Raw genomic sequence first — 13,272 nt, forward strand, 5'->3', positions numbered from 1 at the left:
TCCGGCGAAAGGGGGCAGTGGCAGGTCGTTGGGGCTTTCTTGGCCTGCCATCCCCGCCTCATGACGAGGTGCCAAGTTTCTTGGGGAAGTCGTAATCGGCGAGGCCGGGGTCCTGTAGTCACTCACAGGGCCCCGGTTTCTTTTTGCGTACCTTGAAGACGCTGGTCTTCAGCGATCGAACATCAACCGTTTCCGGCGCATCATTCCATCACGGCACGATGGTCGAGCTTGGCCGGCGTGCCTGGCTTGCGCAGCAAGAGCGGCAACACATGAGCCTGGCACGCACGGAAGACTCGCTCCCCGGCCGATTGGTGCTATAGGGCGGATCACGTTATTTTGACCAGGCGCCTCCGGCAGCGGACGCGCCTGTCTGCCAATTCCCGGACGAACCGACATGGACGGACCCAACCCCCACATCAAGCACCCGATCCCGATGCACACGCGCGTCGGCTTCCTGAAGCCGCTGGTGACGGAGCCGAACATCGAGATCGGCGACTTCACCTATTATGACGACCCGGACGGACCGGACAAATTCGCGCAGAAATGCGTGCTGCACCACTATCCCTTCATCGGCGACAAGCTCATCATCGGCAAGTTCTGCGCCATCGCCGAAGGCGCGCGCTTCATCATGAACGGCGCCAACCACGCAATGTCCGGCTTTTCCACCTATCCGTTCAACATTTTCGGCCATGGCTGGGAACAGGGTTTTGACCCGGCGACATGGTCGAAGGAGGTGCGCGGCGACACGGTGGTCGGCAGCGATGTCTGGATCGGCATGGAGGCGGTTATCCTGCCCGGCGTGGAAATCGGCCATGGCGCCATCATCGCCGCCAAATCGGTTGTGACGCACGATGTGCCGCCCTATGCCATTGTCGCCGGCAATGCCGCCAAGGTGGTGAAGATGCGTTTCGACGACAGGACGATCAGGCGTTTGCTGGCACTGGCATGGTGGCATTGGCCGGTGGACAAGATCGGCCGCAACCTCGATGCCATCAGGGGCGCCAACATCTCTCTTCTGGAGGCAGCAGCTTGAACGCTCTGAACAGCACTGTGATCACCACCGACCTGTTCACGCGCGGGTGGATCTTCATCCGCGGCGTGCCGGCCATGAAGTTCCTGCCGCCGGAAGGGCCGCCGGAAATCGCCTTTGCCGGCCGCTCCAATGTCGGCAAATCGTCGCTGATCAACGCGCTGGTCAACCAGAAAGGGCTGGCGCGCACCTCCAACACGCCGGGGCGCACGCAGGAATTGAATTATTTCGTGCCGGACGGATTTTCGGGCGAGGGCGCCGACCTGCCGCCGATGGCACTGGTCGACATGCCGGGCTACGGCTACGCCACCGCGCCCAAGGAGAAGGTCGACGAGTGGACCAAGTTGGTCTTCGACTATCTCAAGGGCCGGGTGACGCTGAAGCGGGTCTATGTGCTGATCGATGCCCGCCACGGCATCAAGGCCAAGGACGACGAGGTGCTGTCGCTGCTCGACAAGGCGGCGGTGTCCTACCAGATCGTGCTGACCAAGACCGACAAGATCAAGGTCGCCGGCGTACCGCGGCTGATCGAGGAGACGCTGCAAAAGATCAAGAAACGGCCGGCGGCGTTTCCGTTCGTCCTGGCGACGTCATCGGAAAAGGGCGAGGGGCTGGAGGAATTGCAGGCCGCGATCGTGCTTGCCGCTAATGGCGGCTAGGGCAATTCCAGGAAAAGTGCGAGCGGTTTTCCCTTGGGAATTGCGTCAAAACAGTGAGTTAGAGCGGTTCGCCGTTTCCATGAAACGGTGAAACGCTCTGGGCCTTTGCCTCCAGCGCTATCATCTGGTGGCTTTCTTCCTCGGCGAGCCGTTCGGTGCCGTAGTTCTTCAGGAACATGCCGACGCCCGACCTGACGATGTGGTCGATCTCTTCGTCGCTCGGAGCCTTGGTGCGGTAGGCGAAGATGCACTGCCGGAAGAGGCCGGCCAGGCACAGTTCGGTGAACTGGTAGGCGGCAAGATCGACATCGTCGATCTTGAGCAGGCCGCGTTCGATGGCGGCATTGAGAAACTCCACCACCTTGTCATGGCCGCGTTTGGGGCCGCGTTCGTAGAACCGCGCGCCCATGTCGGGGATCCTGTCGGAGGCGCCGATCACCGTGCGCTGCGCCTGGATGACCTTGGCCGAGGTGATCTTCATCGACAGCACCGTGCCGAACTTCACCAGCGTCTGGCGCAGATCGTCGGCGCGGTCGAGCATGTCGTACATGTTCTTGAAGATGGTGCCGCGCTCTTCTTCGATCAGCGCCTCGAACAGCTCTTCCTTGTTGGCGAAGTAGACATAGATGGTGCCCTTCGACACGCCCGCTTCGCGCGTGATGTCGTTCATCGAGGCGGCCTCGAAGCCCTTGTCTATGAAGACACGGCGGGCGCCATCGATGATCTGGCTGCGCTTGACCGGGTCCTGTCCGGCCGCCGGCCTGCCACGGCGCAGGCTCTCCAGCAGATCGCCGCATTTGTCGTTTTCGACGTCGGGCGTTGTCTCGGCCATAAAAGTCACACCTCGAAAATAATTCGAACCAACCGGTTCGATTGCCTCTTGATATGGTCCTCTTTTCACGCTATGTCAACGGCCGGATCGAACCGAACGGTTCAGTATTATTACTTTAGAGAGATGTCATGTCCTCGAACGCGCCCAGCACTGCCGAAGTCCGCCCTTTCCCCAACGCCAAGGTCGCTCCGGCGACGGAAGCACCGGAAATTCCCGTCCTGCCGGTGGCACCGCCGCCGGCGGCTGAAGCTCCGGCCAAGAAGAAGCGCTCGGTGCGCTCCTTCCTGCTGCCGATCATCGGCCTTGCCCTCCTGAGCGGCGGCGCATGGTACGGCTATGACTACTGGACCACGGGCCGTTTCATGATCTCGACCGACGATGCCTATGTCCAGGCCGACATGGCGTTCGTTTCGCCCAAGATCTCCGGCTATGTCGACCAGGTCAAGGTCAGCGAGAACCAGCTGGTCAAGGCCGGCGACCCGCTGCTGACGATCGACGATGGCGACTACAAGATCGCCGTCGCCCAGACCGAGGCGCAGATCGCCACGCTGGCCAAGACGCTCGACCGCATCGACGCGCAGACCAAGGCAGCACAGGCGTCCCTGCAACAGGCCCAGGCGCAGAAGGTCGCCGACCGGGCCGCTGCCGACAACGCCGCGCGTGCCCAGCAGCGCGCCGCACAGCTGGTCAAGACCCATGTCGGTACGCAGGCGCAACTGGACGACGCGCAGACCGCGCTCGACCAGGCCGATGCAGCGCTGGTTGGCGCCGATGCGCAGATCGCCGCCGCGCAGGCCAATATCGGCGTGTTCGAGGCGCAGCGCGCCGAGTCCGCGAGCACGCTCGCTTCGCTGCAGCTCAGCCACGACAAGGCCGCGCGCGACCTGTCCTTCACCGTGCTCAAGGCGCCTTATGACGGCGTCGTCGGCAACCGTTCCGTCGAGCAGGGCGACCTCGTCAGCCCTGGCCAGAAGCTCGCCGTCGTCGTGCCGTTGGACAAGCTCTACATCGTCGCCAACTTCAAGGAGACGCAGCTTGCCCGCCTGGTTCCCGGCGAAAAGGTCAACATCTCGGTCGACGCCATAGACGGCCATCCCATCCAGGGAACCGTCTCGTCGCTCGCTCCGGCCTCGGGCGCGGTCTTCTCGCTGCTGCCGCCGGAAAACGCCACCGGCAACTTCACCAAGGTTGTGCAGCGCGTCCCGGTCCGCATCGACGTGCCGGCCGATGCCCTGAAGGCCGGCAAGCTGCGTGCTGGCTTGAGCGTTGTCGTCAACGTCGACAGCCGCACCGCACCTGCCGCGACGACCAACTAAGCGCTTTCGGAGGGCGGCTCGGCGGCTGATGAAGCGCTGGGCCGCCCGGCCTGCCTCAAGGAGGCCCATGAAATGGCAACCGCAACCATCACCGCAGGAGCGCCGCCGGCAAGGCCGGCGGTCCCTGACACCATTTCCACACGCCGCGTCATCGCCTTCCTGGCGATGGTCTTCGGCATGTTCATGGCGATCCTGGACATCCAGATCGTGTCGGCTTCGCTGGCCGAAATCCAGGCGGGCCTCAGCGCCAGCTCCGACGAAATTCCGTGGGTGCAGACGGCCTATCTGATCGCCGAGGTGGTCATGATCCCGTTGTCGGGCTTCCTCAGCCGGATGCTGTCGACGCGCGTGCTGTTCACCATCGCCGCTGCCGGCTTCACCGCGGCCAGCGCGCTTGCCGCGACCGCCACCAACATCGACCAGATGATTGTCTACCGCGCCGTGCAAGGCTTCATCGGCGGCGGCATGATCCCGAGCGTCTTTGCCGCGGCCTTTACCATCTTTCCGCCCTCCAAGCGCGCCGTCGTCTCGCCGATGATCGGTCTGGTGGCGACGCTGGCGCCGACCATCGGCCCGACCGTCGGCGGCTATATCAGTCACGCCTTTTCATGGCACTGGCTGTTCCTGGTCAATGTCGTACCCGGCATCCTGGTGGCGACCGCCGCCTGGTCGCTGATCGATTTCGACAAGCCCAATCTCAAGCTGTTCAACAAGTTCGACTGGTGGGGCCTCGCCGGCATGGCGGCCTTCCTCGGCTGCATGGAATATGTGCTGGAAGAGGGTCCGAACAATGACTGGCTGCAGGACCAGGGTGTGTTCATCTGCGCCATCGTCATGAGCGTCGGCGCGGTGATCTTCTTCTGGCGTGTCTTCACCGCCGAGGAGCCGATCGTCGATCTCAGGGCCTTCAGCAACGTCAACTTTGCCTTCGGCTCGCTGTTTTCCTTCGTCATCGGCATCGGCCTCTACGGCCTGACCTATCTCTATCCGGTCTTCCTCGGCCGTATCCGCGGCTATGATTCGATGATGATCGGCGAGGCGCTGTTCGTCAGCGGCCTGGCGATGTTCGTCACCGCGCCGATCTCGGGCATCCTGTCGAGTAAGATGGATTTGCGGCTGATGATGATGATCGGCTTCTTCGGCTTCGCCACCGGCACCTGGTGGATGACGCATCTGACCGCCGACTGGGATTTCTACGAGTTGCTCATCCCGCAGATCCTGCGCGGCTGTTCGATGATGCTGTGCATGGTGCCGATCAACAACATCGCGCTCGGCACCTTGCCGCCCGACCGGCTGAAGAACGCGTCCGGCCTGTTCAACCTCACCCGCAACCTCGGCGGTGCCGTGGGCCTTGCCCTCATCAACACCGTGCTGATCGACCGCAACGCCTTCCACTATGCGAGGCTGGCCGAGCATGTGCAGTGGGGCAGTGCCGCCGCGCAGACCAAGCTGCAGAACATGACGCTGAACTTCGAGCAGACATCAGGCCTCGACGCGGCCGGTGCGGCGATCTCCAAGCTGTCGGGCATGGTCCATCAGCAGGCGGCGCTGCTGTCCTTCATGGACGTGTTCTACATGCTGACGGTGCTGTTCGCGACGCTCGGCCTGTTCACCATGCTGATCAACAAGCCGGCCGCGCCCAGTGGAGGTGGGGGCGGCGGGCACTAAGCAATTCCAGGAAAAGTGTGAAGCGGTTTTCCGTCAGGAATTGCGCCAAAACAGAATAACCAACACGTGGGCAGCGGTTTCGGGAAGTTCCTCCAGTCCACGCCCGAAAAGCTCTGACCGCGCAAAAAAACTCCGGGCCGCAAGACCCGGAGTTTTCGTTTCCGGTCTAACTCGTCAGGCCGTGGCAGGCTTGAAGGTCAGCGCCACGCCGTTGATGCAGTGGCGCAGGCCGGTCGGCGCCGGACCGTCGTCGAAGACATGGCCGAGATGACCGCCGCAGCGGCGGCAATGCACTTCGGTGCGGGTCATGCCGAGCGACCTGTCCTCGGTCTTGCCGATGCCGTTGGCGATCTCCTGCCAGAAGCTCGGCCAGCCGGTGCCGGAATCGAATTTCGTCTCAGAGGGGTAGACCGGCAGGTCGCAGCCTGCGCAGGCGAAAATGCCCTTGCGGTGCTCGTTGAGCAGCGGGCTGGTGCCCGGATATTCCGTGCCTTGCTTGCGCAGCACGTCGAAAGCGGCGGGCGACAATATGGCTTTCCACTCGTCGTCCGTCTTGGTGATCTCGAACTTCTCGGCCGCCAGCGCGGGCTGCGGAGTGCCCATGCGCAGCATGGTCGCGGCGGCTCCGACGACGCCAATGGCGGCGGCCCCGCTCAAAAGAAAGTCGCGACGGTTCATGACCAGTTCCTCCGGTTGTCCTTTTGCCAAACTATACCGCCACGCCAAAATCAAAAGCCGGTGACGGTTGCCCCAAACGACACTCCGCGCCGTTCCATGGTTGACCATGCGCGGCGCGGAGCGTGCGCGTCGATTGCGGATCACGGGAGCGGGATGACGCAATCGGCGGAGAGCTCTTGCCGCAGGTTCGTACGCGGCAAGCCCCTTGTTACATCTTCGGCAAAAGAACCTTGTCGATGACGTGGATGACGCCGTTGGACTGCTCGACATCGGCGATCGTCACATTGGCGACATTGCCGTTCTCGTCGGTGACGGTGACCTTGCCGCCCTCGGCCTTCAGCGACAGCTCGCAGCCGCCGACCGTCTTGACCTTGTGCGTGCCGCCGTCAGCCTTGGCCATCGAGGCCACATCCGCCGCCATCGCCTTGGCGCCGATGACATGGCAGGTCAGGACCTTGGTCAGCTTGTCCTTGTTCTCGGGCTTGAGCAGCGTGTCGACCGTGCCGGCCGGCAGTGCCGCGAAGGCCTCGTTGGTCGGCGCGAAGACGGTGAACGGACCGGCGCCCTGCAGAGTGTCGACCAGGCCGGCGGCCTTGACGGCGGCGACCAGCGTGGTGTGATCCTTCGAATTCACGGCATTCTCGACGATGTTCTTCTGGGCATACATGGCGGCGCCGCCAACCATCGGGTTTTCGGCATAGGCCGCGGTGGTAAGAGCGGAAATAGCGATCGTACCGGCAAGCAAAAGGGTGGCGTATCTACGCATGATGTTCAAACTCCTCGGGTTTCTCTTCCCATTTGTGGGAACGCGAGGAGATACGGAACACAAACGCACGAGTTTCAGAATATTCTCAGATTTTTGATTTTTTCGCTCGGGCAAAGAGATCTGCTGGCGTGCCTTCTTGCCGGCACGCACACCTGTTCTAGGCATGTGTTACATAAGATATATTGGGAACATTCCGGAGACGGCTTCGCTGCGATATGCAGCAGGTCAGATGCCCTTCAGGTCGCCAGCGGCAACCACCGGTCCGGTCGGTTGTCCCGTCGGCGAGCCGCCGGCCGGTTCCAGGCTAACGGCCAGCACCGCGCCCTGCGCCAGCTTCTGCTGCGTGGCGGGCGAGACCCCGATATGCGCGGTCGCGCCGGCCGGGATGACGCCCATCGAGACCGGAGCGTTCTTGCCCTCGATCATCCAAAGTTCGAAGTCCTTGCCGGAAGCGAGCGTGCCGGAAACATGCGAAAGGCTGACGTCATGCCGCTCGGAATCATAGACGGCGAGATATTTTACATCGCTGCCGTCGGCCGCCAGCGAGGCGACAAGCCGCGCCTGCGGCTGTTCGGCCGGCCGATTGACATAGGGCACGGCGATATAGAGCGCCAGGGCCGCGACCGCAGCCACGGCAAGGCCGCGCCAGAAGGCGAGGCTGGACCACAGGCCGGCGCGTGCCTCGGCCGATGTGGCCGCGGTCGATGCGAACAGCCGGCGGTCGACAGCAGCCTTCACCGAAGGCGGCGGCTCGACCTCCGCATAGGCTGATGCCAATGGCGACAGGCGTACCTCCCAGCCATCGACGAGCCGTGCGAAATCGGTCTCGCTGTCGATGCGCCTGGAGGCGATCTGCCGCTCTTCCACCGGCAGAACACCGAGAACGTATTCGGCGGCGAACAGGTCGTCGCCTCCACGTTCCGGTCCATTGTCCTCTGCCAGTGTCATCGTTCCAGACATTCTCTCAGTTTCATCAGGCTACGGCGCAGCCAGGTACGCATCGTGTTCAGCGGCACGCCGTGGCGCTCCGCCAGTTCGGCATAGCTTTCGCCCTTGAGATAAGCGCCCCGGACGGCCGCCGCCCGGTCTTTCTCCAGTTCCTCGAGACAATGATGGATGCGTACGGATTCGTCGCCCGCCACCACCATCGCTTCAGGTCCCGGTGCCGGATCGGCCACGTCAAGCGCGGCATCGATATCGGCGGCAGGCTTGCGCCGCGCCCTGACGCGATCGATCGCGTGGTTGCGGGCGATTGCCACCAGCCAGGAGATCGGGCTCAGATCGGAGACGGCAAAACGATCCGCCTTCGTCCATATCTTGACGAAGACTTCCTGTAGCGCTTCTTCAGCATCTCCCCGGTCGTTCAATACACGAAGGCACACACCGAAAAGTTTCGCGCTGGTCTGCCGGTAGAGCAGATCGAACGCGGCCCGATCCTTCATCGAAGTCCGGACGATCAGCTTGGTGATGTCCTGCGGCGTCATGCGCGCCAAGTTAGGCGATTGCGTTGTATTTGCAACGCTGGAAATATTCGGTGCACCTAAAGTCCGGCGTCCTGGCGCAGGCTTCGATTGCCAAGGGATGAGCCGCTGGCTAGCTTGGCGGGGAACGGGGAAGCGCCGATGTCGGTCGAATGGATCCTGTGGCAAGAAGACGCGACCGGCCTCGCCGGTCTGGTGCGCAAGGGCGAGCTGTCGGCGATCGAGCTGACCGACGCGGCGATCGCGCGCGCCGAGGCCACAAGGCCTGAAATCAATGCCACGGCCGAGCCGCTCTACGAGGCCGCGCGGGCGCGGGCGAAAACCATGGACCGCTCGCTGCCACTGGCCGGAGTGCCCTTTGCCATCAAGGACCTCGGCATCGCCGTCAAGGGTGTGCCCTCGCATGGCGGCAGCCGCATTCCGGCCTCGGTGCCCGACGTCAATTCGGTTATGACCGACCGCTACCTCGCCGCCGGGCTGATCCCGATCGTCACTTCGACATCGCCGGAGCACGGGCTGCGGCTGATGACCGAATCCAAGGCCTTCGGCATCACCCGCAATCCCTGGAACACCGGCCACACCAGTGGCGGCTCGTCGGGCGGCGCGGCGGCCCTGGTCGCTGCCGGCGTGGTGCCGGTGGCGCATGCCTCCGATGGCGGGGGCTCGATCCGCGTGCCTTCCGCCTGCACGGGCCTGGTCGGCCTCAAGACCTCGCGCGGCCGCATCCCGCTGACGCCGCTGGTCAGCGAAAGCTGGTACGGCATGGTGGTCGATCATGCCGTCACCCGCTCGGTGCGCGATTGCGCGCTGCTGCTCGACCTCACCCACGGTCCCGACTCCCTGTCGCCCTATGCGGCACTGCCGCCGAAGGGCACATTCGCCGCCGCTGCCGCGCGCGACCCGGGCAAGCTCAGCCTGGCCGTCTACCGCGAGTCGCCGCTTGGCCTGCCGATCTCGGCCGAAACTATGAAAGCGCTGGACACCGCCGTGGCGCTTGCGCGCGAGGGCGGCCACACCGTCGTGGAGATCGACCTGCCCTTCATCGGCCGCGATTTCATGGCCGATTTCTGCAGGACGGTCGCTTCCGCTGTTGCCGGCACGCTGCGGGCCGAGGCGCTGCGCGTCGGCCGTTCCGTTACCGGCGACGTCGAGCGCGCCACCCGGGTGCTCGGCCGGTTGGGCGAAATGGTCTCTGCCGGCGAGATCTATGCCGGCCTGCAGCGGCTACACGCCGCCTCGCGCCGGATGATCGAGGAAACCGCGCACTACGATGCGGTGCTGATGCCTGTTATCGCGCACCCGCCGCTCGCCTGCGGCGCCATGGACCCGAAAGGCGCCGACGAGCTGATCGAAAACCTGCTCGACAAGCTTCATCTCACGCCTTTGCTGAAGCTCAAGCCACTGTTCGGCCAGTTGATGGACAAGAGCCTTCTGTTCACGCACTGGCCGGCGATCCACAATGTCAGCGGCCAGCCATCGATCGCGCTGCCCGTCCATGTCACCGAGGCCGGCCTGCCGCTCGGCATCCAGGCCGCCGGGCGCCCGGGGGACGAGGAGACGCTTTTGTCCTTCGCCGCGCAGATGGAGAAGCTTTCGGGTTGGCTGAAACGGCGGGCGCCGCTGATGGTGCCGTCATGATGACGAGGCCGTGAACGCGGCGAATATGACAGCAATGCCATTTGCCCCCCGCGCCAATTCCCGCTAAGACGCCGCCGTCTTTACCTGATGCATGTCGCCCAAAAGTGCCCGGCGGTTTTGGGGCAACGACATGCATAAACCAAAAAGCCAGGGAACCGCCCGATGACGGACATCGCCGCCACCGCCGAAATGCAGGCCGCCCTGCTGTCTCGCGCTTTGCCCTACATGCAGCGCTACGAACACAAGACCGTCGTGGTGAAATATGGCGGCCACGCCATGGGCGACATCGAGCTCGGCAAGGCCTTTGCCCGCGACATCGCGCTGCTGAAGCAATCGGGCGTCAACCCGATCGTCGTTCACGGCGGCGGGCCGCAGATCGGCGCCATGCTGACCAAGATGGGCATAGAATCCAAATTCGAGGGCGGCTTGCGCGTCACCGACCAGAAGACGGTCGAGATCGTCGAGATGGTGCTGGCCGGCTCGATCAACAAGGAGATCGTCGCGCTGATCAACGCCGAGGGCGAATGGGCGATAGGCCTGTGCGGCAAGGACGGCAACATGGTGTTCGCCGAAAAGGCGCGCAAGACCATGATCGATCCCGATTCCAACATCGAGCGGGTGCTCGATCTGGGCTTCGTCGGCGAGCCGGTCGAGGTCGACCGCACGCTGCTCGACCTCCTGGCCCGCTCCGAAATGATCCCGGTGCTGGCGCCGGTGGCGCCCGGGCGCGACGGCCATACCTACAACATCAATGCCGACACTTTCGCCGGCGCCATTGCCGGCGCCTGCAAGGCCTCGCGCCTTTTGTTCCTCACCGACGTGCCCGGCGTGCTCGACAAGAACAAGAAGCTGATCGACGAATTGACCGTCGCCGAGGCCAGGGCGCTGATCAAGGACGGCACGGTCTCCGGCGGCATGATCCCCAAGGTCGAGACCTGCATCGAGGCGATCGAGCGCGGCGTCGAAGGCGTCGTCATCCTCAACGGCAAGACGCCGCATGCGGTGCTGCTCGAACTCTTCACCGAACACGGCGCCGGCACGCTGATCGTGCCTTGAGCAGCACACTCGTCGCTCCCGCTCAGCCGATCAGGCGGATTGCGGAAGGCGCGCGATGACCTTTATCTCGAAGTCGAAGCCCGCCAGCCAGTTCACGCCCACCGCGGTCCAGTTCGTGTAGGGCGGTTCGCCGAACACCTTCAGTCGGACGGCGTCGATCGCCTGCCACTGCGCGGCGGGATCGGTGTGGAATGTGGTGACGTCGACAATGTCGTCGAACGTGCAGCCTGCGGCCTTCAGTACGGCCGCGAGGTTGTCGAAGGCAAGCTGGACCTGCTTTTCGAAGACAGGCTCGGGTGACCCGTCCTCGCGGCTGCCCACTTGCCCTGAGACGAACAGAAGGTCTCCCGAGCGGATCGCCGCCGAATAGCGGTTGATGTCATAGAGAGCCTGCCGGCCGGCAGGGAAGATCGCGTCACGTTTGGTCATTTTCACTCCGTTCAAACAAAGGCAGGCCCGATCTCCCGACGATCGCGACCTGCGCTCCACTGTCCGGGGCAATTTACATACGCCCCGTATGCCGGATGTGGGTGGATACGCGGCGTATGTCAATATAGATACGCCGCGTATTTTTGTGAGAGAGCGGCAAGCCGGTCAGGCGCCCGGCGAAATCGCGACGGCAGCTTCGGCCGGCTTGCGCGGTGGACGTGCGACGATCATCGATTCCTCCTCGGCGTCCTGCGGCGCGCCCCAGAATTCGGCAAGCGTCGGGCCGTCCTTCACCCTGATGTCTCGGACCAGGAAACCCCAGACCTCGCGAAACCAGACCCGGCGGCCCATCCTGGTGTACCAGCGCATCGAATGCCGCTGCTCGGGGTCGGGGTGGAACAGGATGCGCGCCAGCGCCTTCGGCCGCGATTGCACGGCAAGCTCGATCAGCTTGACGCTGAAGAACAGCATCCACGGCTTCAGCCGTGTCATCTCCAGCACCTGGTGCTTGTAGTCCCACAGCCGGGCATCCTTCTGGATGACCTTGCGGTCGCGCGTGATGCGGAAGAACGGCGTCCAGCGATGCGGCGTCACATAGAGCGCCTGGATCTGGTCGGGGTCATAGGCGATGAGCTGGCGAAAACCGCGCCACAGGTCGCGAAACCCCTCATCCTCGAAGCCGGCCACCCACGTCGCCATCGACAATATGCCATGCTTTCGCAGCAGCCTTATCGCCTCGCGGTCGGACGAGGTGCTGCCGCCCTTGCGGATCAATTGCAGCGTCTGCTCGTCGGTGTTTTCCATGCCGAGCAGCCAGCGGATGACACCAGCCTTGCGGTAGAGATGCAGGATGTCGGCGTCGCGCACGATGTCGTCGGCACGCGTCGAGCCGACGATCAGCACCGGCACGTTCTCGGCGATCAGGGCGTCGAGAACGGCCCGCCACGCCTTCTTCGAAACCGTCGGGTTCTCGTCGGCGAGATTGACCAGCTCGACGCCATGTTCGCGGTGCAGCCAGGCGATCTCTTGCGCGAACTTTTTGGGATCGCGATGCCGCCAACGGGTCCAGAAGCCGCGCTGGCCGCAATAGTTGCACAGATGCGGACAGCCGCGCGAAAACTGCATCACCACGGCGCGCTTGCCGCCCCAGTAGCTGTATCGGCGGTGGTCGATCAGCTCCCAGCCGACGCGGTAGGCGTCGAGATCGGCAATGGTCATGGCCGCCTGCGTGGCGAAGGGCCGGCGCAGATCGTCGCGAAAGGCGACGCCGGCGACGCTCGCCGGCGGCTGGTGCATTTCCAGCGCCTCGACCAGCGCCACCACGGTCGCTTCGCCCTCGCCGCGCACGATGAAGTCGAAGACGTCGGTCGCCGCCAATATGTCGCACCAGTGGTAGGTCGGGAAGACGCCGCCATAGATGATGATCGTCGCCGGCTCGCGCTCCTTGATCATCTCCGCGATCAGCAAGGCGGTCGGGTGCGCCGAGGTCGAGCCGGAATGGCCGATCAGGACGAAGTCCGGGATGTCATCCAAGGCGTCGTCCACCACCTTGTCGAGCGGCATCGGCCCGAACTCGGCATCGACGAGGCGTACGTCGTGGCCGGCATCGATGAGCGGGCCGCCGATCGCCAGCAGTCCAAGCGGCGGCAGATGATCATCCGGCACCCGGCTGCCGATGGCGGTGTGCGGCGGATTGATCAGGACGATTTTCATGGCGGA

The 13,272-nt window shown here is 63.9% G+C and carries 13 protein-coding genes; 6 read left to right on the plus strand and 7 right to left on the minus strand.

The features are described 5' to 3' along the window. Positions 1–394 precede the first annotated feature (394 nt). Positions 395–1,033, plus strand: a complete 639-nt coding sequence (locus CK226_RS16775; protein WP_095792482.1) for a CatB-related O-acetyltransferase — start codon at positions 395–397, stop codon at positions 1,031–1,033. Continuing rightward, a complete protein-coding gene (yihA, locus tag CK226_RS16780) occupies positions 1,030–1,689 on the plus strand; it encodes a ribosome biogenesis GTP-binding protein YihA/YsxC (protein WP_019862432.1) in 660 nt (219 codons plus the stop codon). The genes CK226_RS16775 and yihA overlap by 4 nt, the downstream gene beginning before the upstream one ends. 58 nt (positions 1,690–1,747) lie before the next feature. Here the strand turns inward: yihA and CK226_RS16785 are convergent, their stop codons facing one another. Beyond that, the gene (locus tag CK226_RS16785; RefSeq protein ID WP_095792483.1) at positions 1,748–2,521 is read right to left on the minus strand and encodes a TetR/AcrR family transcriptional regulator; all 774 of its coding nucleotides are present in this window, start codon (positions 2,519–2,521) and stop codon (positions 1,748–1,750) included. A 128-nt stretch (positions 2,522–2,649) separates the two neighbouring features. On the opposite strand from CK226_RS16785, the gene CK226_RS16790 reads away from it, so the two are divergent. Next, positions 2,650–3,837 (plus strand): HlyD family secretion protein, encoded by a 1,188-nt coding sequence (locus tag CK226_RS16790; RefSeq protein WP_095792484.1) that lies wholly within the window; start codon positions 2,650–2,652, stop codon positions 3,835–3,837. 72 nt (positions 3,838–3,909) lie between these two features. Beyond that, positions 3,910–5,505 carry a DHA2 family efflux MFS transporter permease subunit gene (locus CK226_RS16795; protein WP_095788502.1) on the plus strand — a complete coding sequence of 532 codons (1,596 nt, stop codon included), beginning with the start codon at positions 3,910–3,912 and terminating at the stop codon, positions 5,503–5,505. Between the two features lie 174 nt (positions 5,506–5,679). Here CK226_RS16795 and msrB read toward each other — a convergent pair whose 3' ends face one another. From msrB to CK226_RS16815, 4 genes are all read right to left on the minus strand, one after another. Further along, a complete protein-coding gene (gene msrB, locus CK226_RS16800; protein WP_095773270.1) occupies positions 5,680–6,183 on the minus strand; it encodes a peptide-methionine (R)-S-oxide reductase MsrB in 504 nt (167 codons plus the stop codon). Between the two features lie 208 nt (positions 6,184–6,391). Then, the gene (locus CK226_RS16805; protein WP_095792540.1) at positions 6,392–6,949 is read right to left on the minus strand and encodes a fasciclin domain-containing protein; all 558 of its coding nucleotides are present in this window, start codon (positions 6,947–6,949) and stop codon (positions 6,392–6,394) included. A 225-nt stretch (positions 6,950–7,174) separates the two neighbouring features. Then, positions 7,175–7,897, minus strand: a complete 723-nt coding sequence (locus CK226_RS16810; protein ID WP_095792485.1) for an anti-sigma factor — start codon at positions 7,895–7,897, stop codon at positions 7,175–7,177. Then, on the minus strand, positions 7,894–8,433 hold the full coding sequence (locus CK226_RS16815; RefSeq protein WP_095788500.1) for a sigma-70 family RNA polymerase sigma factor: 540 nt from the start codon (positions 8,431–8,433) through the stop codon (positions 7,894–7,896). Before CK226_RS16815 ends, CK226_RS16810 begins: the two co-directional genes overlap by 4 nt. 138 nt (positions 8,434–8,571) lie before the next feature. Here CK226_RS16815 and CK226_RS16820 point away from each other — a divergent pair, with 138 nt between their 5' ends. Next, positions 8,572–10,068 (plus strand): amidase, encoded by a 1,497-nt coding sequence (locus CK226_RS16820; RefSeq protein ID WP_095792486.1) that lies wholly within the window; start codon positions 8,572–8,574, stop codon positions 10,066–10,068. A gap of 162 nt (positions 10,069–10,230) precedes the next feature. After that, positions 10,231–11,124, plus strand: coding sequence for an acetylglutamate kinase (gene argB / locus CK226_RS16825; protein ID WP_038651183.1), 894 nt, complete (start codon positions 10,231–10,233; stop codon positions 11,122–11,124). Positions 11,125–11,154: 30 nt separating this feature from the next. Here argB and CK226_RS16830 read toward each other — a convergent pair whose 3' ends face one another. Continuing rightward, a complete protein-coding gene (locus tag CK226_RS16830; protein ID WP_095792487.1) occupies positions 11,155–11,553 on the minus strand; it encodes a RidA family protein in 399 nt (132 codons plus the stop codon). Between the two features lie 165 nt (positions 11,554–11,718). Next, positions 11,719–13,266, minus strand: a complete 1,548-nt coding sequence (gene bchE, locus CK226_RS16835) for a magnesium-protoporphyrin IX monomethyl ester anaerobic oxidative cyclase (protein WP_095792488.1) — start codon at positions 13,264–13,266, stop codon at positions 11,719–11,721. Positions 13,267–13,272: the final 6 nt, after the last annotated feature.

It is taken from the genome of Mesorhizobium sp. WSM4311, assembly GCF_002295115.1.
Taxonomy (GTDB): Bacteria; Pseudomonadota; Alphaproteobacteria; order Rhizobiales; family Rhizobiaceae; genus Mesorhizobium.

What these genes read in the sequence shown, in the direction of transcription:
- CK226_RS16820 (WP_095792486.1), top strand. Translation starts at nt 8,572, where the DNA reads ATGTCGGTCGAATGGATCCTGTGGCAAGAAGACGCGACCGGCCTCGCC.
- CK226_RS16810 (WP_095792485.1), bottom strand. Translation starts at nt 7,897, where the DNA reads ATGACACTGGCAGAGGACAATGGACCGGAACGTGGAGGCGACGACCTG.
- CK226_RS16815 (WP_095788500.1), bottom strand. Translation starts at nt 8,433, where the DNA reads ATGACGCCGCAGGACATCACCAAGCTGATCGTCCGGACTTCGATGAAG.
- CK226_RS16775 (WP_095792482.1), top strand. Translation starts at nt 395, where the DNA reads ATGGACGGACCCAACCCCCACATCAAGCACCCGATCCCGATGCACACG.
- CK226_RS16785 (WP_095792483.1), bottom strand. Translation starts at nt 2,521, where the DNA reads ATGGCCGAGACAACGCCCGACGTCGAAAACGACAAATGCGGCGATCTG.
- CK226_RS16805 (WP_095792540.1), bottom strand. Translation starts at nt 6,949, where the DNA reads ATGCGTAGATACGCCACCCTTTTGCTTGCCGGTACGATCGCTATTTCC.
- CK226_RS16795 (WP_095788502.1), top strand. Translation starts at nt 3,910, where the DNA reads ATGGCAACCGCAACCATCACCGCAGGAGCGCCGCCGGCAAGGCCGGCG.
- CK226_RS16790 (WP_095792484.1), top strand. Translation starts at nt 2,650, where the DNA reads ATGTCCTCGAACGCGCCCAGCACTGCCGAAGTCCGCCCTTTCCCCAAC.
- bchE (WP_095792488.1), bottom strand. Translation starts at nt 13,266, where the DNA reads ATGAAAATCGTCCTGATCAATCCGCCGCACACCGCCATCGGCAGCCGG.
- msrB (WP_095773270.1), bottom strand. Translation starts at nt 6,183, where the DNA reads ATGAACCGTCGCGACTTTCTTTTGAGCGGGGCCGCCGCCATTGGCGTC.
- CK226_RS16830 (WP_095792487.1), bottom strand. Translation starts at nt 11,553, where the DNA reads ATGACCAAACGTGACGCGATCTTCCCTGCCGGCCGGCAGGCTCTCTAT.
- argB (WP_038651183.1), top strand. Translation starts at nt 10,231, where the DNA reads ATGACGGACATCGCCGCCACCGCCGAAATGCAGGCCGCCCTGCTGTCT.